The organism is Actinophytocola sp. (assembly GCF_035634895.1).
Taxonomy (GTDB): Bacteria; Actinomycetota; Actinomycetes; order Mycobacteriales; family Pseudonocardiaceae; genus Actinophytocola.
This window is the reverse complement of record NZ_DASQCC010000043.1, coordinates 1-20188: the sequence shown is the minus strand read 5'-3', so window position 1 is coordinate 20188 and position 20188 is coordinate 1. Positions and strand designations below refer to the sequence as shown.

Here is a 20188-nt window from a genome sequence, read left to right as displayed (position 1 = left end):
GCGAGTTTATGCGGTTGCCCTGGCCAGAACGTCACGAACGTCGCACAGGGCGAAGCCCAGAAGGTTAAGTCCGCGCCACTGGGCGGGGTCGTGCGCCGCCGGGTTGTTCCTGCCCAGCCCGACACCCCAGATCCGGTCGCGCGGGCTGGCCTCGACCAGCACGTGTTCACCGGTGCCGTGCAGGAACGCGCGTAGGTCCTCGTGCTGGCCGAACTTGTGCGTGCCGGCGGCGACGACGATCTCGTAGCGGGCGGCCGCCCAGGCGGCCTGGTCGAAGTTCCGTGCCCGCCGGCCCAGCGCCTTGGCCGCCCTGGGCGTGCCGGCGGCGAGGATCTCGCCCGCCGTCTCGGGGTCGCCGAACATGGTGGCCTTGCGCCACATCATGTAGTGCTCGGCGGTGGCGAACGCGTTGCCGTCCACGGTGAACGGCGCCGGCCACCACTGGCTCAGGCAACCCGGCCCGGCCGACCCGTCCCGCTCGGGCGCGTGCCCGTGGAACGGCAGGTAGGTGAAGGTCTCGCCCCGCTCGACGGCGGCGACCAGGGCGGCTTTCGTACGTGGTGGCGTCATGGCGGACAGGGTGCCCCACCCCACCGACAGTCCCTGGCGTGCAACCACTGCCGTGGGAGGTTCCGTGTAGGTGGCATGCGGGCGCTGTGGGTGGTTGTGATGTTGGTCATGGTCTCTGCGTGTGGCGGGAGGCCGGCGAATCCCCCGGCCTCCGCCTGCGAGGCGCCGTTCGCTCAAGGGGAGTTCGGGTCCAACTACGCGGTGGTCGCGACGCTGTCCCACCCGCCGGCGGTCGGCGAGACGGCGACGCTGACCGTGGGGGTCTGCGCGAAGGAGGCGGCGCGGTCGGTCGTGTCCGTCCGCCTGCGGGACGGGTTCGAGTGGCGGACGCCGCCGGATGGCACGACGGTGACCAGCCGACCGGCACCCTATGGCGGCTGTGAGCAGACCGCGGCCGGTGAGTGGGGCCTCTCCGCGCTGACGCCGGTGGAGCTGGTGGGCACCGTCGTCGCGACGAAGGCGGGACCCGCCGAGCTGGGTGGGTTCGCCGAAGCCGTGGCCGCGGACGTCCCGCTCCCCGGGAACTCGGCGTACCTGTACCTCACGGTCGGCGCCGACCGCGACTCCTCGCACTTCGGCTACCCGGAGGACGACGGCGACACGGCGTCGTCGGCGACCGGCACCCCGCCGCCGTCGCCGGTGTGCGGCTAGCCGAGGAAGTTGGTCAGCACCGCCACGCAGCGGGCGATGTCCGCGGTCGGCACGTTCTCCTCCTGGGTGTGGCACAGGGTCGGGTCGCCGGGGCCGAAGTTCACCGCCGGGAGGCCGAGGGCGGCGAAGCGGGCCACGTCCGTCCAGCCCAGCTTGGCGACCGGGGTGCCGCCCGCCGCCGTCACCAGCTCGGCCGCCGCGGGGGCCGTCAGGCCGGGGAGCGCGCCCGCCGCGGAGTCGGTGACGGTCACGTCGTAGCCCTCGAACACCTCGCGCAGGTGGGCCTCGGCGTCCGAGGGCGACCGGTCCGGGGCGAAACGGTGGTTGACCGTCAGCACGGCCTCGTCCGGCACCACGTTGCCGCTCACCCCGCCCGCGATCCGCACCGCCTGCAGGCCCTCGCGGTACTGGCAACCGTCGATGTCGACCGTGCGGGGCTCGTAGCCGGCCAGCACCGACAGGGCGTCGCCCAGTGCGTGGATCGCGTTCTCGCCCATCCACGCCCGTGCCGTGTGGGCGCGCCGACCCGTCGTGCGTACCTCGATCCGCATCGTGCCCTGGCAGCCCGCCTCGACCACCGCGTTCGACGGCTCGCACACGATCGCCAGGTCGCCGCGCAGCCACTCCGGCAGCTCACGCTCGATGCGGCCGAGGCCGTTGCGGGACGCCTCGACCTCCTCGCAGTCGTAGAACACGAACGTCACGTCGTGGCGGGGTGCCGGCAGGGTCGCGGCCAGGTGCAGCATCACCGCGTCGCCGCTCTTCATGTCGACCGTGCCGAGGCCGTGGAGGACCCCCTCGGTGCGGCCTAGGGGCAGGTTGTCGTTCACCGGGACCGTGTCGAGGTGGCCGGCCATGATCACCCGGGACGGGCGGCCCAGCGTCGAGCGGGCCAGCACCGCGTTGCCGGAACGGGCAACCTCCAGATGGGACGCCTGTGCGTGGAGCGCGTTCTCCACGGCGGAGGCGATCTCGGCCTCGTCGCCGGACACACTCGGGATGTCCACAAGGGTCGCGGTCAGCTCGATCGGGTCACCGGCAAGGTCCAGGTTCACGGTCACACCAAGGAAGCTACCGTTGCGACCGTGACAAGCGCAGACACCACTGGTGCTTCCGGCGTCGGCCTCGCGACGATCACCGACGACGGCACCGTTCTCGACACCTGGTTCCCGCACCCCAAGCTGGACGGCAACGCCGTGCCGGGCACGCAACGGCTGTCCGAGCAGGCGGCCGCCGACGAGCTCGGCGCGGGGGTGTCCGCGCTGCTCGGCCCCGACGACGACCGTGCCGTCGAGGTCGTGGCCGTGCGGGTCGGCATCACCGACCTCGACGAGCCGCCCCGGGACGCCTACGACGTCTACCTGCGCCTGCACCTGCTGTCGAACCGCCTCGTCCCGCCGCACGGCGCCAACCTCGACGGGATCTTCGGCCTGCTGTCCAACGTCGTGTGGACCAACCACGGGCCGTGCCGGGTCGAGGGTTTCGCGGCCACCCAGCTGCGCCTGCGTGCGCGTGGGGCGGTCACCGTGTTCGGCGTCGACAAGTTCCCGCGCATGGTCGACTACGTGGTGCCGTCCGGGGTTCGCGTGGCCGACGCGGACCGGGTGCGGCTCGGGGCGCACCTCGCGACCGGCACCACCGTCATGCACGAGGGCTTCGTCAACTACAACGCCGGCACGCTCGGCGCGTCGATGGTCGAGGGCCGCATCTCCGCGGGCGTGACCGTCGGCGACGGGTCGGACGTCGGCGGCGGCGCGTCGATCATGGGCACGCTCTCCGGCGGCGGCAAGGAGACGATCTCCCTCGGCGAGGGTTGCCTGATCGGGGCCAACGCGGGCATCGGCATCTCGCTCGGCGACAACTGCGTCGTCGAGGCCGGCCTGTACGTCACGGCGGGCACCAAGCTCACCCTCCCGGACGGGCGCCTGGTCAAGGCCCGTGAACTGTCCGGACAGGACAACCTCCTGTTCCGGCGGAACTCCGCGACCGGGGTGGTGGAGGTCGTCGAGCGATCCGGCGCCGGCGTCGAGTTGAACGCGGCCTTGCACGCGAACTAACGTCGACGGATGACCGCCGTCGAGACGCCCCAGCGACTATGGATCACCGAACAGCTTGACGAGCTGCACGTCCACGGAGCCGTGGCCCTGGAGGGCGCCGACCCGGAAGGCGTGCACCAGCTGCGGGTGGCGGTGCGGCGGATCCGCGCGGTGCTGAAGGCCGCACGGTTCGACGACGGCGGCACGCTCCTGGCGGAGCTGCGCTGGTTCTTCGGCGAGCTCGGCCCGCTGCGGGATCTGGACGTGCTGCTCGACCGGTTCCGCGGCGACACCGACGGCTTCGCGCGCGAGGAGATGATCGCGTTCGAGCGCCTGCTCAAGGGGCTGCGTGCCGAACGCGGCCGTGCGCGCCGGCGGGCGATCCGGACACTGCGCGGTGAGCGGTACCAGCGGCTGCTGGCGGCTCTCGCGGAGACCGACGTCGCGCCGCGGGCCGCGACCGGCCTGCTCGCGGAGATCGTGCAGCCGTTCCGCAAGCTGCGCAAGGCGGTCAGGGCGGCCGGCCAGGATCCCGAGGACGAGGTGCTGCACGCGCTGCGGATCCGCGGCAAGAAGCTGCGGTACGCCGCGGAGCTGGCGGGCCCTGGGGGCGGCAAGCCGGTGAAGCGGCTGGTGAAGGCCGCCAAGCGGCTGCAGGACGTGCTCGGCGAGCACCAGGACGCGTGTGTCGCGGAGGACCGGGTGCGGTCGCTGGTGACCGGCGGCGGAACGTCGAGCGGAGTGCGGGAGATCGGCCCGGCGGAGGCGTTCGTGGCCGGACGGCTGGTCGAGCGGGAACGCAACCGGCAGGCCGCCGCCCGTGCGCAGTGGTACCCGGCCTACCAGGAGGTCGAGCGCCGCGCGGTGGAGCTACTCGGCTAGCCGCTTCGCCGCCGCCTCGACGCGTTCGTCGGTCGCGGTGAGGGCGACGCGGACGTGCCTGTCGCCGGTGGGGCCGTAGAACGTGCCCGGCGCCACGAGGATGCCGCGGGCCGCGAGCCGGTCGACCGTGGCCCAGGCGTCCTCGCCGCGGGTGGCCCACAGGTACAGGCCAGCCTCGGAGTGGTCGACGGTGAAGCCCGCGTCCTCCAGCGCCGTCCGCAGGACCGCGCGGCGGGCCGCGTACCTGGCCTTCTGCTCGGCGACGTGCGTGTCGTCGGACAGCGCGGCGGTGATGGCGGCCTGTACCGGGTGCGGAACGATCATGCCGGCGTGCTTGCGGACCGCCAGCAGCCGCGACACCAACGAGGGATCACCCGTCACATAGCCCGCCCGATACCCGGCCAGGCACGACGATTTCGACAGCGAGTGCACGGCCAGCAGCCCGTCGAGCGAACCACCGGAGACGGACGGGTGAAGTATCGAGACGGGCTCCGACTCCCAGCCGAGCGTCAGGTAGCACTCGTCGGACACCACGACCGCGCCGCACGAGCGGCCCCACTCGACCACCTTGCGCAGGTGCTCGGCGGGCAGCACGCGCCCGGTCGGGTTCGACGGCGAGTTGAGCCACACCAGCACGGGCCGCGCCGGGCCCACCGCGACCGTGCTGTCCGTGCGCAGGGTCGACGCGCCGGACAGCCGGACGCCCACCTCGTAGGTCGGGTAGCCCAGCGGCGGGATGACCACCAGGTCGCCCGGGCCGGCCCCGAGCAGCGTCGGCAGCCAGGCGACCAGCTCCTTCGACCCGATCGTGGGCAGGACGGCGTCGGGGTCGACGGTCACGCCGTGCCGCCGCCGCTGTGCCTCGGCGGCCGCCTCGCGAAGGGCCGGGGTGCCGTGCGTGGCCGGGTATCCCGGGATCCACGCGGCGCCGGTCAGCGCCTCCTGGATGACGGCCGGGACGGGGTCGATGGGCGTGCCGATCGACAGGTCGACGATCCCGTCCGGGTGCGCGCGAGCACGGGCACCGGCCTCCGCCAGGGTGTCCCAGGGAAAGTCGGGGAGCTGGGCGAGACTCATCGCGGACCTGAGCCGCGCCGGTCACGTGCCGGTGCCGCCACCCGGCGAAGGTGGGGAGCCCGCACCGCGAGGGTCGGTCCGGAGGTCCGGACGCTCACTCGTCGTGCTGGACGGGTGGCAGGTCCTTGATCCACTGCGGATCCGCGGACGTCTTGCCCACCTTGGCCGCGCCGCCCGGCGAGCCGAGCTCATCGAAGAAGTCGGCGTTGGCCTTCGTGTATTCCTTCCACTGGTCGGGGACGTCGTCCTCGTAGTAGATGGCTTCCACGGGGCACACCGGCTCACAGGCACCGCAGTCCACGCACTCGTCGGGGTGGATGTAGAGCATCCGGTCCCCTTCGTAGATGCAGTCGACCGGGCACTCTTCGATGCACGCCTTGTCGAGCAGGTCGATGCATGGCTCGGCGATCACGTAGGTCACTGCTGCTTCTCCTGTGTACGTCCAGCATGTCCAGCAAGGCTGAGGTTACCGGCCGCCGCTAGTATCCCCCTCGGCTCCCGGCTCACCGAGCTGGGCCCAGTGTGGTGGCAAGCACCTTGCCAAGCACGATCGCGGACGGTAGTGCACCGCACGCGAACAGCAGCAGGGACCGCCAGTCCGCGACCAGCACGAGGTCGTTGCCCGGACCGAACATGCCGAACACGGCCACGGCCAGGATCCAGCCGATCAGTGGAGCCGCCGCGACCAGCAGCCTCGTCGACAGCCGGCCGGCGACGCTCACCAGCCACGGCGTGGTCAGCGCCGCCACCAGCGCGCTCACCGGGACGGGGATGCCGCCCAGCGCGTAGGGCAGCAGGTAGCCGTCGAGCCGCAGCGGCAGGAACAGCAGCTCCACGACCGCGAGCACCACCGCGTCGACCACGAGCACGGCGAGCGTCAACCCGTTCGCGACCGTCCCGCCGGTCCCTCGCGGGTTCGCTCCGCTCACGCGAGGCCGCCGAAGAGATCCGACTCCGCGCCCTCGCCGGGTCCGCGTCCCAACAGGTAGAACTCGGCGGGCGGGATGGGCTGCGCGACGCCGTTGGACAGCGCGTAGGCCCGCTCGCCCTCGCCGCCGTGCCACACGGTGACCTGCGTCGGGTGTGCCGCCATGGCCCGCATCTTGACGCTCACGACCTCGGACGTGTCGATGACGGTGGTGATCCGGTCGTCGTCCGTCACGGGCAGCTCGGCCGGCTCGGGCAGCCGGAAGGGCAGGTCGGCGATCCTCGCCAGCTCCGCGACGCCGTCCTCGGTGGCCCTCCGCGAGGTTACGGCGAAGAAGACGCGGTCGACGGCGTCGCAGGCGGCCATGGTGACCTCGTGGGCGCGGACGTGGTCGGGGTGGCCGTAGCCGCCGTCGGGCCCGTAGGTGACCACGACCTGGGGCCGCACGTCCGCGATGACCTCGGCCAGCGCGCCGGCCTGCGTGCCGAGGTCGCCGAAGGCGAACGCGCGCGGGTGCTGGTTGGCCGCGACCCCGGCCATGCCCGAGTCCCGCCAGCGGCCGACCCCGCCGAGCCAGCGGTGGTCGGAGATCCCCAGCGCGGCGCAGGCGGCCCGCAGCTCGCCGATCCGGTACCCGCCGAGCTGGTCGGCGGCGTCCGCGGCCAGCTCCCGCAGGCTCGGCGGGATGATCTCGCCCTCCTCGCCGAGCGTGCACGTGACCAGCGTGACGTGCACGCCGGCGGCCGCGTACCGGGCGATCGTGCCGCCCGTCCAGAGGCTCTCGTCGTCGGGGTGCGCGTGCACGAGCAGCAGTCGCGGCGCGGCGGTAAGCGTCATCAGTCAGTGGTCCGTATCCGTGGGTCCAGGCAGGCGGTCAAGGATATCGACCGGCTGTTCGGCCATTCAGTCCAACGCCCTGATTCGTGGGTCCAGCCAGGCCGTGACGATGTCCACGATCATCAGGACCACCACGAACAGGACGACCGAGTACACCGCGACGACGATCATGACCGGATGGTTGTTCTCGTTCATCGAGCGGACGAAAAGGTAGCCGAGGCCCGGGTACTGGAAGATCGTCTCGACCACGACCGTGCCGCCCATCAGGGCGCCCAGCTGCATGCCCATCAGCTCGGTCACCGGGATCAGTGCGTTGCGGGCGGCGTGCTTGAACACCACCTTGCGCTCGGACAGCCCCTTGGCACGCGCGGACCGGATGTAGTCCGCGTCCAGGACCTCGATCATCGAGCCGCGGGTCATGATGACGACGAACGCGAGCGCGTGGACGCCGAGCACGGTCGCCGGCAGGATCATGTTCTGCAGCCACGACGACTGGACGCCGATCGTCCTGGGCAACAGCGGGAAGGCCGCCCAGCCGAACACCTTGACGCCGGACAGCGTGTCGCGCAGCGTGACGCCGACCACGACCGTCGGGATCGACACGAGCACGACCACCGCGCTCGTGATCACGACGTCCGCGAACGAGTGGCGGAACCACGCGGCCAGGACCCCGAGCGTGATGCCGAACACGACCTGGACCAGCATCGCCGCCAGCGCCAGCCGCAGCGTGTTCGGCGCCGCCTCGGCGAGCAGGTCGATGACCGGTCGCCGGTTGCGCAGGTCGACCCCCAGGTTGCCCGTCACGAGGTTCGACAGGAAGTGCACGTACCGGACGGCCAGCGGCTGGTCGAGCCCGAAGATCTCGTTCAGGTTCCGCCGGGTCCGCGGGTCCTGCATGCGCGGCCCGATCGTCTCGAACGGGTCGCCCAGCTCGCTCACCGCGACCAGCGCCCCGAGCGATGTCACCAGGATGACGAACACCGCTCGGGCCACGCTGCGGAGCACGAACTTGCCCAAGAGGGACCTCCCCAGTCCCCGGGCGGGGCGCCACTAGGCGCGCACCACCTCGCGAAGCGAAGCGAAGTGGCAGGCGGCCTGGTGGCCCGCCGGACCGGTGATGTCGTACAGCGGCGGCGGTTCCTCGATGCAGCGCTTCTGGTCGGACTCCGACAGCTGCTCGAACTTCCAGCAGCGGGTGCGGAACCGGCAGCCCGACGGCGGGTTGGCCGGGTTCGGCACGTCGCCACGCAGCACGATGCGCTCGCGCCGCCGCTCCAGCTTCGGGTCCGGGATCGGCACCGCCGAGATCAGCGCCTGCGTGTACGGGTGGTGCGGCCGGTCGAACAGGTCGTCCCGGTCGGCGATCTCCACCACGCTGCCCAGGTACATGACCGCCACGCGGTCGGCGATGTGCCGGACCACGGACAGGTCGTGCGCGATGAACAGGTACGTCAGCTCCAGCTCGTCCTGCAGGTCCTCGAGCAGGTTCACGATCTGGGCCTGGATCGACACGTCCAACGCGGACACCGGCTCGTCCAGCACGATGAACTTCGGGTTCATGGCGATCGCGCGGGCGATGCCGACACGCTGGCGCTGGCCGCCGGAGAACTCGTGCGGGTAGCGGTCCGCGTACTCCTCGGCGAGCCCCACGGTGTCCAGCAGGTCGCTGATGGTCTTGCGGGTGACCGGGGCACCGAGCAGGCGGTACTTCTCCGACAGGATCTGGCGGATCGTCATGCGCGGGTTCAGCGACGCGTACGGGTCCTGGAACACGATCTGCATGTCCCGCCGCGCCTTGCGCAGGGCCTCCTTGCCGAGCCCGGTGACGTTGACGCCGTCCAGCGTCACCTGGCCCGCCGTCGGCTCGACGAGCCGCAGGATCGCCCGCGCGGTGGTCGACTTGCCGCAGCCGGACTCGCCGACCAGCGCGACCGTCTGCCCGCGGTGCACGTCGAGGGTGATCCCGTCGACGGCCTTGACCTGGCCGATCGTGCGCTTGAAGAACACGCCGGAGCGGATGGGGAAGTGCTTGACCAGGTTCCGCACCTGGAGCATGGGCTGGCGGTCCGCCTCCGCGGTCCCGGCGCCGCCCTGTTCAGCCGCCTGCGTCACGACCACGCCTCGCTCTCTGCCCGCGGGCTCCGAGCGACCGAGCGCCGGTCGTGCGCCTGCCGGTTCACTCCGCAGGCTGCGTCGGGCTGCCGGGTCACTCCGCAAGCTCCGTCAGCCTGCCTGTTCACTCCGCAAGCTCCGTTCACTGGGCAACCCTCTCCTCGTAAGCCATCGCCACCCGGTCGCTGTGCACGCACGCCGCGCGGTGGTCCGTGCCGTCCACCGACACCAGCGGCGGGATCTCGGGCAGGCACGCCTCGGTCGCGAACACGCAGCGCGGGTTGAACGGGCAGCCCGGAGGCACGTTGGCCAGTGACGGCGGGATGCCCTTGATCGGCTGCAGCCTGGCCTGCCGGCTCTGGTCCATCCTCGGGAGGCTGGACAGCAGGCCGAACGTGTAGGCGTGCCGCGGCGAGTAGAAGATCTCGTCCGCGGTGCCGGTCTCCACGATCCGGCCCGCGTACATCACGTTGATCCGGTTCGCGTAGGACGCCACCACGCCGAGGTCGTGCGTGATCAGCACGATCGCGGTGTTGCGGTCCTCCTGGAGCTTCTCCAGCAGCGCCATGATCTGCGCCTGCACGGTCACGTCCAGCGCGGTGGTCGGCTCGTCGGCCAGCAGCACGTTCGGGTCGTTGGCGAGCGCCATCGCGATCATCGCGCGCTGGCGCATGCCGCCGGAGAACTCGTGCGGGTACTGGTTGATCCGGACCGCCGGGTTGGGGATGCCGACCTCGCCGAGCAGGTCCAGCGCCCGCTTCTTCGCCGTGTGCTTGGACACGTCCTGGTGCACGCGGACCATCTCGGCGATCTGGTCGCCGACCTTGAACACCGGGTTCAGCGCGGTCAACGGGTCCTGGAAGATCATCGAGATCTGGCTGCCGCGCAGCTTGCGCTGCTGCTTCTCCGGCATCTTCAGCAATGAGCGGCCACGCAGAAACACGTCGCCGGACGGGAAGATCGCCGGCGGCGACGGCACGAGGCCGAGGATGGTCATGGCCGACACCGACTTGCCGGAGCCGGACTCGCCGACGATCGCGAGCGTCTCGCCCTCGTTGACGTGCCAGGAGACGCCGTCGACGGCCTTCACCGTGCCGTAGTCGGTCTTGAAGTGGACCCGCAGGTCGCGTACCTCGAGCAGGGGCGCTGGTGCGCCGTCGAGGTCGATGTCGGCTGGGCCGGTCATCTGGGGGACTTCCTTCTAGGTGGTGGGTGCGTGCTACCGCAGCTTCGGGTCCAGCGAGTCGCGCAGGCCGTCGGCCACGAACGCGAAGGCCAGGGTGGTGAGGCAGATCGCGGCACTCGGGAAGATCCAGAGGTAGTCCTTGCCCGTCACCTGCACCTGCTCGATGCCCTGGTTGATCAGCCGGCCCCACTCCGGGGTGTCCGGCGGCACACCGACACCGAGGTAGGCCAGCGAGGCCATCGCGACGACCGCGACGCCGATGCTGGTGAACGAGTAGATGAACACCGGCTGGATCGCGTTCGGCAGGATGTGCCGGACCACGATCCGCCAGTCGGACGCGCCGATGGAGCGCGCCGCCTCCACGTACTCCGCCTCGCGCAGCGCCAGCATCTGGCCGCGCATCAGCCGGGCGCCGGTCGCCCAGCCGAGCACCACCAGCGCGATGATCACCTGCGCGACGCCGGAACCGAACGTGCGGACGATCAGGATCGCGCCGATCAGGTACGGGAACGCCAGGAAGATGTCGGTGACGCGCATGATGATCGCGTCGGAGGCGCGGCCGCGGAAGCCGGCGATGGCGCCGAGCGCGACACCGACGATCAGCGAGCCAAGCATCGTGCAGATGCCGACGATCAGCGCGAGCTTCAGGCCGTAGAGCAGCTCCGAGTACAGGTCGCGGCCGAGCGAGTCCGTGCCCATGAGGTGGTCGCTGTCCGGGGTGGCCAGCGTGTTGAGCAGGTTCTGCTCCCACGGGTCGTACGGCGAGATGATCGGCTGGATCAGCGAGAGCAGGACCAGGATGCCCACGACGACAAGCCCGACCATCGCGAGCTTGTTGCGCCGGAAACGGCGCCACATGTCGGCGAACTGGCTGCGCGAGCGCTGCTTGGTCCTGCCGTCGGCATCCGGTGTCGGCTCGCCGACCTCATGGGCCGACTGGACGATCACCGACTGGGCGGCGGTGGCCATGTCGGCCGGATCGGAAGTAGTCATTTCCCTATTTCCTCCGCTCAGCTCAGCCTGATCCGTGGATCGAGATACGCGTACAAGATGTCGACGAGCATGCTGAGGCCCACGTATACCAGCACGCCGAACGTCACGATCGCCATGATCACCGGGTTGTTGTTCTGCAGGATCGACTTGTAGAGCAGGTAGCCGACCCCGTTGTACTGGAAGATCGTCTCGGTGATGATCGCGCCACCCAGCAGGACGCCGATGCTGATGCCGACGTAGGTGACCACCGGGATGATCGAGTTCCGGAAGGCGTGTTTCATGATCACGGTACGTTCGCTGAGCCCCTTCGCCCGGGCGGTGCGGATGTAGTCCGCACGAAGCACCTCGAGCATGGACCCGCGCATGAGCCGCGCGATGAACGCCGCGTCGATGATGGCGAGCGTTATCGCGGGTAGGAGCACTTCCGTGTACCACGGCGCCAGGTCGGTGAAGGTTCTCGGCACCTGAGGGAAGAACCAGACTCCGGAGACCGCCTGCCGCAGCCAGATGCCGATCACGAACGTCGGCACGCCGATGGCCAGGGTGGTGAGGATGGTGACCAGGACATCCCAGATGGAGTAGCGCCAGACCGCGGCGATGATGCCGGCGGCCACGCCGATGATCACGTCGAGGACGATCGCGATCAGCGCCAGCCGTGCGGTGGCGGGCACCGCCGTCGAGAGCATGTCGGCGACCGGGCGGCGTTGCTCGAAGTCGACACCCAGGTCACCGGTGAACAGGTTGCCCAGGTAGGTGAGGTACTGCATCGGCAGGGACTGGTCCATGCCGAACTTCGCCCGGAGGATCGCCTGCGTCGCCGGCGGCACGACCTTGTCGCCACTCGAGCTGAACGGGTCTCCGAGCACGAACAGGCCGATGAACAGCAGGATCGTCGCCGCGATCACGACCATGACGGCCTGGGCGAGCCTGCGGATGACGAACTTCCCCATGAGTATTGCGCCGGCTTTCGCGTCAGTCGGGTTTCAACCTGATGGTGGCCGTGGCCCGCAAGCTGCGAACCACGGCCACCCAGGTTATTCAGTTACTTGATGCTGATGACCCTCAGGTCCGGGTCCTCGTGGAAGTCCATCCGAAGGTTGATGAACTTGTCGGAGTTCGCGAGACGGTGCTGGGTGCGGTTCCACAGCGGGATCAGCGCCAGGTCGTCACCGATCGCGATCTTCTCGGCCTGCTGGTAGTAGTCGATGCGCTTGGCATCGTCCTTCTCCTGCTTGGCCTTCTTGAGCAGGTCGTCGAACTTCTTGTTGCTGTAACGACCCTTGTTGTCACCGGTGGTCGGCTCGTCGGCGGACTTGGCGCCGATGGAGCTGGTCGCCAGCAGCGGCTCGAGGAAGTTGCCCGGGGTCGCGTAGTCGGCGCCCCACGCGGAACGGAAGATGCCGCTCGCGCCCGGCTGCTGCTCGTTGTCCAGCAGGTCCTTGAACTGCAGGCCCTGCAGGTCGACGTCCAGGCCGAGGTTCTTCTTGAGCTGGTCCGCGACCGCCGCGGTCCACTCCTCGTGGCCACCGCCCGTGTTGAACTGGAAGTTCAGCTTCGTGCCGGAGGTGAGGCCGGCCTCCTTGGCCAGCTTCTTGGCCTCGTCGAGGTTGAACTGGCACTCGCCGCAGACGCCCTTCTGGTACGCGTCCGCGAACGACGGCGGGACGATCGAGGTCGACGGTGTCTGCGAACCCTTGAACACACCGTTGATGATCGCGTTGCGGTCGATCGCCATCGAGATGGCCTTGCGGGCCTTGGCGGAGTCGAGCGGCTTGGCGGTCACCATCACCAGCAGGTAGTTCATGCCGCTGGTGTTCCGGGTGATCCACTGGTCCTTCGGCTCGTAGGTCGCGCGGGCCTGCGAGAGCACCGGCGTCGGCATGCGGGCCCAGTCGAACTGGCCGTTCTGGTAACCCGCGTACTCGTCAGCGGCGCCGTTCGGCGTGATGCTGATCTCGACCGTGTCGAGGTACGCCGGGTCCTGGACCTTGTAGTCATCGAAGCGCTTGAGCTTGATGCCCACGTTGTGCTGCCACGGGCCGTCCATCATGAACGGGCCGTTGCCGATCGGCTGGTCCACGAACGCCGGGTTCGACGTCGGGCTGCCGGCCGTCGACGGCACCGGGCTGAAGACCGTGTGCGACGTGCGGACGTAGAACTCGCAGTCCGGCGTCGACAGCTTGACCACGAGCTTGGCCGGGTCGGACGCGTCCACGCCGGAGAGCGAGGTGGCCGTGCCGGCCTGCATCTCGTCGAAGCCCTCGACCTCGTTCATGTGGTAGGCGACCTCGGAGGCCGAGTCCTTGGCGGCCACACGCTCCCAGCCGCGCTTGAAGGCTTCCGAGGTGACCTCTTCACCGTTGTGGAACTTCGTGCCCTTCATCAGGTCGAAGGTCCACTCGGTGCACTTGTCGTCGGTCTCCCACTTGGTCGCAACACCAGGCTCGACCTTGCCGTCGTAGGTCGTGGTGGTGAGGCCCGTGAACAGATGAGAAGCGACCAGGATGCCCTCGGACTCCTGGGCGTTGAACGGGTCGATCGCGGTGGGCTCCACGATGGCGAGCTTGAAGGTGCCGCCCTTCTTGCCCGGCTTCAGGTCGGGGACAGCCGTCTCCGGCCAACCGGCGGACGGCTGGTTCGCATTGGAGTCGTTGCTGCCGCTCGTGCCCTCGTTCGACTTCTGAGAGCACGCCGTGAGCACCAGCGCAGCAGCCGTGAGGCCGGCCGCGGCCCGGAGCCACGCTTGTTTCCTCATCAAGTTAGTTCCTCCATGAGCGAGCACGCACTCGACGAGCGTGCGCCCGGTGTTGTCGTGACACATCGTGCACGGAGCCGGTGGGTACCGCGCGGCGGGGGCTGGTCGGGGAAGCCTGGTACACCGCAGGGTCAACTCTCTAGGTGCGCGACGAGTGTCATGTCGATCTTGTGACGCATCGGCGCACAAACGCCGACACGCCGTTGCAGGACGGTAGGAACTTCACCAACTCCCGTCACGGGGATGGGCTTGATCGTGACCAAAGGGTGACACGCCGGCCTCAATGAGCGATCTAGTGGTTACCGCGTGCTGAATAGTGGTCGCGAACGGCCGACTAATGGGGCTTGTGCCGCGAATGGCGCCATCCATCGCCGTTGTCCGATGGCCGGTTAAGTCCATGGTCCGGACGGGGGTGAACCGGGAATGGGAAGTGGTAAATCCGGGAAAACTGTGTGCGACAAATGTGACTGGCCTGTAACCGGCGCGCTTTCTTACCCGGACGTTCGATTCCAGAATGCCGCGTCGGCGAACGGGCCCGCGAAGCCCGTGCCGTCGGAGACGCCCGTGACCTCGTGCCGGACCGCGAGCACGTCGGCGTCCTGGTACAGGGGGAGCGCGATCGCGGCGCGCCACAGCGCCGGCTCGACGGACGTCAGGGCCTCGGTGACGGAAAGTGAGCCGGTGAGGGTCGCGTCGATGGTCGGCTGGACCCCCGCGTCGCAGTATCCGATCGGATTGGTCGGCACCAGCCCCGTCGAGCCGGTGACGCAGCCGAAGTCGCTGGCCAGCATGGTCGCCGGGTCGCCGCCCGCGGTGCGGGCGGTCACCGCGATGTCCACCGCGCCCGAGCTGCTCTGCGTGCCGCCGCCGGTCTCGTAGAGCCGCTGGTAGAGCTGGGCGCCGGACAGCTCGGCGACCTCGGCGGCCACCCCGCCCGCGGCCAGCTGCCGCCTGATGTCGGCCGCTATCCGCACGTCCGCCGGCCGGGCCTTGTCGACACCGATGGTCAGCGCCAGCGGGCGACCGTCCCGGGCCCAGCCCGCGGCGGTGCGCGCGTAGCCGGCCCCGGTGAGCAGGGTCTCCGCGCCGGCCGGGTTGTAGACGATGTCGGCCGGCATGGTCACCGCGTAGCCGGGCTCGGTCGGCGCGAGCACCTGCGCGTCGGCCCGGTACTGCGCGGACGGCCCGTTGCCGGTGCCGACGGTGATCAGCTGCGCGCGGTCGAGCATGGCGATCACGGCCTGGCGCACGGGCAGGTCGGTCAGCTGGCGCACGGGCCGCAGGTACACGGTGGTCACGGACGGCCGGGCCACCGTCGAGCTGGTGACGGCCGGCGCGAGTTCGCCGATGGTCTTGGCGCCGACCGCGTCGGTGCCCACCAGCGCCATCTGGTCGTGCCCCTGGTCCAGCGCGTCGATCACGGTGTCCTGCTCGGCGCGGCGCAGCACGATCCGGTCGAGCTCGGCCGGCTCGTCCCAGTACCGGTCGTTGCGCTCGAGCACGACCTCGCCGCGGTCGTCGTCGAGCGTCTTGACCGTGTACGGGCCGGCCGTCGCGGGGAAGTTGTTCTGCAGGGCGCCGGACCAGCCGCCCGGCGCGTCCTTGAGCAGGTGCGCGGGCAGGAGGTTCGAGAACAGCTCGCGCCAGCCCGGGTAGGGCTTCGAGAAGACGACCTCGACGGTCTTGCCGGAGTCGCGGGCCCGGATGTCGCTGATCAGCCGGTAGCCGGCGCCGTCGACGACACCCGGCTGGCTGGTCAGCTGCTCGCGCAGGTAGACGAAGTCCTCGGCGGCCACCGGCGCCGCGTCGGACCAGGACGCGTCGCCACGGATCTGGTAGGTGACCGTGTAGGGCTTGGCGCTGGTGACGGTCGCGGAGGCCATGAGCGTGCGGTCCAGCTGGGGCGTGCCGTCCGGGCCGGGACGGAACACCGACGGCAGCAGCACCGCCGACAGCCCGGTCGTGATGGCCGACTGGTCGGCGAAGACGTGCGGGTTGAAGCCGCCCGCGATCGTGTCGACGCCGACGACGACCTCACCGGTGTCCACCGGGGTGCTCGGCGGGGAGGTGAGGGAGGTCTCGACCAGCGGCGGGGCGGGTGTGCAGGCGGCGAGCGCGAGCAGCGTCCCGATCGCGAGTAGCGCCTTCCGCAACAACCTCACCCCCTTTTGCCAGAAAACCTAGTCCTCTCTGGGAACGACGCGCCGAGGGGTCACCAGGTTCCGGCCTGAGCCGAGCTTATGAGCCCGGCTCGTCACGCGTCGCGTGACTTTTCCCTCGCGCGGGCCCGGCCACGCTGCGTGCTGTCGAGGATGACCTTGCGGATCCGCACCACGTCCGGTGCCACCTCGACGCACTCGTCGGTGGCGCAGAACTCCAGTGCCTCCTCCAGCACCAGCCTGCGCGGCCTGGCGAGCCGCTCCAGCTCGTCACCGGTCGAGGAGCGCATGTTGGTGAGCTTCTTCTCGCGGGTGACGTTGACGTCGAGGTCCTCGGCGCGGGGGTTCTCCCCGACGACCATGCCCTGGTAGACCTCCGCGCCGGGTTCGACGAAGAACGTGCCCCGGTCGGCCAGCTGGATCATCGCGTAGCTGGTGACCGAGCCGGACCGGTCGGCGACCAGCGAGCCGGAGTGGCGGCCGCGGATCTGGCCGGCCCAGGGGAAGTACCCCTCGAAGATGGCGTTGGCGATGCCGGTGCCGCGGGTCTCGGTGAGGAAGTCGGTGCGGAAGCCGATCAGGCCACGCGACGGGACCACGTACTCGACCTTCACGCGGCCGCTGCCGTGCCCGCTCATGTGCTCCAGCCGGCCCTTGCGGCCCGCCAGCAGCTGGGTGACAGCGCCGAGGAACTCCTCCGGCGCGTCCACGGTCAGCCGCTCGAACGGCTCGCACAGGTGCCCGTCGACCGTGCGGGTGACCACCTCGGGGCGGCCGACGGTCAGCTCGAAGCCCTCGCGGCGCATGGTCTCCACGAGGATCGCCAGCGCCAGCTCGCCGCGGCCCTGGACCTCCCAGGTGTCCGGGCGCTCGGTGGGCAGGACGCGCACGGAGACGTTGCCGACCAGCTCGCTGTCCAGGCGGGCCTTGACCAGCCGCGCGGTCACCTTCGAGCCGCCGCCCCGGCCGGCGAGCGGCGAGGTGTTGACGCCGATGGTGACGGAGATCGCCGGCTCGTCGACGTGGATGCGCTCCAGCGGCTCCGGGTTGGCCGGGTCGGCGAGCGTGTCGCCGATGGTGATCTCCGGGATGCCCGCGATGGCCACGATGTCCCCGGCCTCCGCGCTGGCGGCGGGCACCCGGTCGAGGGCCTGGGTGAGCAGCAGCTCGGTGATCTTGACGTTCGTGATGGTGCCGTCCGCGCGGCACCAGGCGACCTGCTGGCCCTTGCGGATGGTGCCGGAGTGGATCCGGCACAGGGCGATGCGGCCGAGGAAGCTGGACGCGTCGAGGTTGGTGACGAGTGCCTGCAGCGGCGCTTCGGTGTCGCCTGCGGGCGGCGGCACGTGCGCGAGCAGCACGTCGAAGAGCGGGTCGAGGTTGTCGCTGTCCGGCAGGCCGCCGTCCGCGGGCTGGTTCAGGCTGGCGCGGCCGGCGCGGGCCGACGCGTAGACCACCGGCAGGTCGAGGATGTTGGCGTTCGACTCGTCCAGCTCGGTGGCCAGGTCGAGCAGCAGGTCGTGCGTCTCCTCGACGACCTCGGCGATGCGCGCGTCCGGCCGGTCGACCTTGTTGACGACCAGGACGACCGGGAGGCCGGCGGCCAGCGTCTTGCGCAGGACGAAGCGGGTCTGGGGCAGCGGGCCCTCGCTCGCGTCGACGAGCAGCACCACGCCGTCCACCATGGACAGGCCGCGCTCGACCTCACCGCCGAAGTCCGCGTGACCCGGGGTGTCGATCACGTTGATCGTGACCGGCCCGTCCGGGGTCTCCCGGTGCACGGCGGTGTTCTTGGCGAGGATCGTGATGCCCTTCTCGCGTTCGAGGTCGCCGGAGTCCATGATCCGGTCGACGGGCTCGGCACGGGCCGAGAAGGCGCCGGTCTGACGGAGCATCGCGTCGACCAGGGTGGTCTTACCGTGGTCGACGTGCGCGACGATCGCGACGTTGCGGAGGTCGGTCCTGGCGATCGCGGGCGTGATCGTGTCGGTGGGCACGCGCGTGCTCCTGTGCTTCTTGGTCTGGCTGGTGGTCTGGCGGCCCGTGCCGGCGATCTCGGAGGATCGGCCGGCGCTGGCTGCGCGCGAGATGCGCGTCATCTCCCAGGATAGCCGTCCCGGCTCGCCCAGTTCGCAAAGGTTAGCTTAACCTTAGTCGGATCCCGTCTGGTTGGAGTCGAGGCTTGGGCAAGAAGACACCCGCGGACTACGTGCGGAAATGGACCAAGGCCGGCAAGGTCAAGAAGAAGTGCTGCCGGTCGCGGTCCCGCTGCAAGAAGTGCCCGGTCCTGGCCCTCAAACGCGCCAAGGTCAAGGTAGCCGCCAAGGCCGCCTGACCTCGCGAGTCCCGCGTTCAGACACCCTGAACCGCGGTTTCGTGCAGGTTGGGTCCGCACGAGACCGCGACTCGGTATGTGCGAACGCGGGACTCGCGGGTTGGTTGGTGCGGGCCGTATACTGCGCGCATGCGCAACGTCACAAACATGTGGTGGGCCGTCTGACGGCGGCCGTACTCCTGTTGCGTTGACCACAGGCCGCCCGATCGGGCGGCCTTCGTGTTTCTCGGGGGGCTTCCGGCGGGTGGCCCAGACCTCGAGGAGAGTTCGAGATGACCCGCCTTTCCGGCATCACCCCGTCCGGACCCGCGCACGCCGGCAACTACCTCGGCGCCATCCGGCAGTGGGCTCGTGAGGGCGGCGCGGGCGACCTGTACTTCGTGAGCGACCTGCACGCCATGACCACGCCGTACCACCCGCAGAAGCTGCGGGCCAGGACGCGTGAGCTGCTCGCCGTCCTCATCGCGGCCGGGATCGAGCCGGACACCGTGTTCGTGCAGTCCGACCTGATGCCGCAGCTGGGACCGCTGACGTGGGTGCTGGAGTGCGCGTGCGCGTTCGGCGAGGCGGCACGGATGACGCAGTTCAAGGAGAAGAGCGCCGACCGCACGCACGAGGGCACGCCGGTGCGGGTCGGCCTGTTCACCTACCCGGTCCTCATGGCCGCCGACATCCTCCTGCAGGGCGCGGACGAGATCCCGGTCGGCGACGACCAGGCGCAGCACGTGGAGCTGGCGAGGGTGCTGGCCAGAAGGTTCAACAGCACCTACGGCGAGGCGTTCGTCGTGCCGCGCGCGGTGATGCCGCGGGCCGCCGCCCGGATCAGGGACCTGGCCGACCCGACCCGCAAGATGGCCAAGTCCAGCAGCGACGCCGCCGGCACGCTGCTGGTGCTGGACGACCCGGACCTGTTGCGCCGCAAGATCAAACGCGCGGTGACCGACAGCCTGGGGAGGCTGGAGTACCGGCCTGTCGAGCAGCCGGGGCTGGCGAACCTGCTGGAGATCCTGGCCACCTGCCAGGGCAAGTCGCCCCGCGAGGTGGCGGCGGGCTACTCGTCGTACGGCGAGGTGAAGGACGCGGTTGCCGAGGCGGTGGTCGAGGAGTTCCGGCCGTTGCGGGAACGCACCCACGACCTGCTGTCCGACCCCGCGGAGCTGGACCGCGTCCGCGCACAGGGCGGCGCCCGCGCCATGGAACGGGGAGCCCACCGCCTGACGACGGTCCTCCGCCTGTCCGGCGTCGGCTGAGCGGTGTGGCCTCCGGCCCCCGGTTCCACGCTCTCACGAGGCACCGACATTCCCGGGCTGTCCACAGGCAGCTGTCCACAACCGCCGGTTTCGTCGGTACTCGTGACTACGCTGGATTCCGGGGGCCGGCGGCCGCCCGGGATCCAGCCTGGTCACGCCCGCAGTGCCTGCCGCAGTGCCGGCAACAGCACCCGGTCCGCCGGCAGCCACTCGACCGACCCCAGCTGTCCGGCCCGCAGCCACCGCAGCGCCGCATGGTCGTGCGGGTGCGGCTCGGCAGCCGGGTCCACCAGCGACGCCCGGTAGATCCGCAGCAACTTTCCCTTCGGCAGCGCCACATCCGGGCCGATCGGCGCGCCGGGCGCCACCTCGACCCCCAGCTCCTCCCGGCACTCCCGGACCACGGCGTCCACATCG

20 protein-coding genes are annotated in these 20188 nt (G+C 70.3%); 5 read left to right on the top strand and 15 right to left on the bottom strand.

From position 1 onward, the window contains the following. Positions 1–6: 6 nt before the first annotated feature. Entirely contained in the window at positions 7–570 is a 564-nt protein-coding gene (locus VET29_RS06885) for an NADAR family protein (RefSeq protein WP_324916141.1), read from the bottom strand. A 108-nt stretch (positions 571–678) separates the two neighbouring features. On the opposite strand from VET29_RS06885, the gene VET29_RS06880 reads away from it, so the two are divergent. Continuing rightward, complete coding sequence (locus tag VET29_RS06880; protein WP_324916138.1) at positions 679–1221, top strand: hypothetical protein; 543 nt, start codon at positions 679–681, stop codon at positions 1219–1221. On the opposite strand, the gene dapE is transcribed toward VET29_RS06880, so the two are convergent. Then, complete coding sequence (gene dapE / locus VET29_RS06875) at positions 1218–2282, bottom strand: succinyl-diaminopimelate desuccinylase (RefSeq protein WP_324916136.1); 1065 nt, start codon at positions 2280–2282, stop codon at positions 1218–1220. The genes VET29_RS06880 and dapE overlap by 4 nt on opposite strands. A 24-nt stretch (positions 2283–2306) precedes the next feature. Between dapE and dapD the strand changes: the two genes are divergently transcribed. Then, entirely contained in the window at positions 2307–3278 is a 972-nt protein-coding gene (dapD, locus tag VET29_RS06870; protein WP_324916133.1) for a 2,3,4,5-tetrahydropyridine-2,6-dicarboxylate N-succinyltransferase, read from the top strand. 9 nt (positions 3279–3287) lie between these two features. Continuing rightward, positions 3288–4139 (top strand): CHAD domain-containing protein, encoded by an 852-nt coding sequence (locus tag VET29_RS06865; RefSeq protein ID WP_324916130.1) that lies wholly within the window; start codon positions 3288–3290, stop codon positions 4137–4139. Here the strand turns inward: VET29_RS06865 and dapC are convergent. The 12 genes from dapC to typA all read right to left on the bottom strand — a co-directional run bounded on the left by dapC (position 4128) and on the right by typA (position 18183). Further along, complete coding sequence (gene dapC / locus VET29_RS06860; protein ID WP_324916128.1) at positions 4128–5216, bottom strand: succinyldiaminopimelate transaminase; 1089 nt, start codon at positions 5214–5216, stop codon at positions 4128–4130. The genes VET29_RS06865 and dapC overlap by 12 nt on opposite strands. A 94-nt stretch (positions 5217–5310) precedes the next feature. Next, the gene (gene fdxA, locus VET29_RS06855; RefSeq protein ID WP_324916126.1) at positions 5311–5637 is read right to left on the bottom strand and encodes a ferredoxin; all 327 of its coding nucleotides are present in this window, start codon (positions 5635–5637) and stop codon (positions 5311–5313) included. A gap of 82 nt (positions 5638–5719) precedes the next feature. Then, a complete protein-coding gene (locus tag VET29_RS06850) occupies positions 5720–6145 on the bottom strand; it encodes a hypothetical protein (protein WP_324916124.1) in 426 nt (141 codons plus the stop codon). Then, positions 6142–6981 (bottom strand): N-acetyl-1-D-myo-inositol-2-amino-2-deoxy-alpha-D-glucopyranoside deacetylase, encoded by an 840-nt coding sequence (gene mshB / locus VET29_RS06845; protein WP_324916122.1) that lies wholly within the window; start codon positions 6979–6981, stop codon positions 6142–6144. The genes VET29_RS06850 and mshB overlap by 4 nt, the downstream gene beginning before the upstream one ends. Positions 6982–7047: 66 nt before the next feature. After that, on the bottom strand, positions 7048–7998 hold the full coding sequence (locus VET29_RS06840) for an ABC transporter permease (RefSeq protein WP_324916120.1): 951 nt from the start codon (positions 7996–7998) through the stop codon (positions 7048–7050). A gap of 33 nt (positions 7999–8031) precedes the next feature. Further along, positions 8032–9036: an oligopeptide/dipeptide ABC transporter ATP-binding protein gene (locus tag VET29_RS06835; RefSeq protein WP_324916205.1), complete on the bottom strand. Its 1005-nt coding sequence runs from the start codon at positions 9034–9036 to the stop codon at positions 8032–8034. A gap of 199 nt (positions 9037–9235) precedes the next feature. Next, positions 9236–10279, bottom strand: coding sequence for an ABC transporter ATP-binding protein (locus tag VET29_RS06830; protein WP_324916119.1), 1044 nt, complete (start codon positions 10277–10279; stop codon positions 9236–9238). 33 nt (positions 10280–10312) lie between these two features. Then, the gene (locus tag VET29_RS06825) at positions 10313–11272 is read right to left on the bottom strand and encodes an ABC transporter permease (protein WP_324916117.1); all 960 of its coding nucleotides are present in this window, start codon (positions 11270–11272) and stop codon (positions 10313–10315) included. Positions 11273–11289: 17 nt separating this feature from the next. Continuing rightward, positions 11290–12222, bottom strand: a complete 933-nt coding sequence (locus tag VET29_RS06820) for an ABC transporter permease (protein WP_324916115.1) — start codon at positions 12220–12222, stop codon at positions 11290–11292. Positions 12223–12314: 92 nt separating this feature from the next. After that, entirely contained in the window at positions 12315–14027 is a 1713-nt protein-coding gene (locus tag VET29_RS06815; protein ID WP_324916113.1) for an ABC transporter substrate-binding protein, read from the bottom strand. A gap of 491 nt (positions 14028–14518) precedes the next feature. Next, positions 14519–16189, bottom strand: a complete 1671-nt coding sequence (locus VET29_RS06810) for an ABC transporter family substrate-binding protein (protein WP_324916111.1) — start codon at positions 16187–16189, stop codon at positions 14519–14521. A gap of 92 nt (positions 16190–16281) precedes the next feature. Further along, positions 16282–18183 (bottom strand): translational GTPase TypA, encoded by a 1902-nt coding sequence (gene typA, locus VET29_RS06805; RefSeq protein WP_324916109.1) that lies wholly within the window; start codon positions 18181–18183, stop codon positions 16282–16284. A gap of 185 nt (positions 18184–18368) precedes the next feature. Between typA and VET29_RS06800 the strand changes: the two genes are divergently transcribed. Together VET29_RS06800 and trpS are read left to right on the top strand one after the other, a co-directional pair. Then, the gene (locus VET29_RS06800) at positions 18369–18521 is read left to right on the top strand and encodes a hypothetical protein (protein ID WP_324916107.1); all 153 of its coding nucleotides are present in this window, start codon (positions 18369–18371) and stop codon (positions 18519–18521) included. A 272-nt stretch (positions 18522–18793) separates the two neighbouring features. Beyond that, a complete protein-coding gene (trpS, locus tag VET29_RS06795) occupies positions 18794–19771 on the top strand; it encodes a tryptophan--tRNA ligase (RefSeq protein ID WP_324916105.1) in 978 nt (325 codons plus the stop codon). Positions 19772–19923: 152 nt separating this feature from the next. Here the strand turns inward: trpS and VET29_RS06790 are convergent. After that, on the bottom strand, positions 19924–20188 hold a 265-nt coding region (locus tag VET29_RS06790), incomplete at its 5' end, for an NUDIX domain-containing protein (RefSeq protein WP_324916103.1).

Coding starts and splice junctions, on each gene's coding strand:
- VET29_RS06885 (WP_324916141.1), bottom strand. CDS start 570: ATGACGCCACCACGTACGAAAGCCGCCCTGGTCGCCGCCGTCGAGCGG.
- VET29_RS06880 (WP_324916138.1), top strand. CDS start 679: ATGGTCTCTGCGTGTGGCGGGAGGCCGGCGAATCCCCCGGCCTCCGCC.
- VET29_RS06865 (WP_324916130.1), top strand. CDS start 3,288: ATGACCGCCGTCGAGACGCCCCAGCGACTATGGATCACCGAACAGCTT.
- dapC (WP_324916128.1), bottom strand. CDS start 5,216: ATGAGTCTCGCCCAGCTCCCCGACTTTCCCTGGGACACCCTGGCGGAG.
- mshB (WP_324916122.1), bottom strand. CDS start 6,981: ATGACGCTTACCGCCGCGCCGCGACTGCTGCTCGTGCACGCGCACCCC.
- VET29_RS06835 (WP_324916205.1), bottom strand. CDS start 9,036: ATGCTCCAGGTGCGGAACCTGGTCAAGCACTTCCCCATCCGCTCCGGC.
- VET29_RS06830 (WP_324916119.1), bottom strand. CDS start 10,279: ATGACCGGCCCAGCCGACATCGACCTCGACGGCGCACCAGCGCCCCTG.
- VET29_RS06825 (WP_324916117.1), bottom strand. CDS start 11,272: ATGACTACTTCCGATCCGGCCGACATGGCCACCGCCGCCCAGTCGGTG.
- VET29_RS06820 (WP_324916115.1), bottom strand. CDS start 12,222: ATGGGGAAGTTCGTCATCCGCAGGCTCGCCCAGGCCGTCATGGTCGTG.
- VET29_RS06815 (WP_324916113.1), bottom strand. CDS start 14,027: ATGAGGAAACAAGCGTGGCTCCGGGCCGCGGCCGGCCTCACGGCTGCT.
- trpS (WP_324916105.1), top strand. CDS start 18,794: ATGACCCGCCTTTCCGGCATCACCCCGTCCGGACCCGCGCACGCCGGC.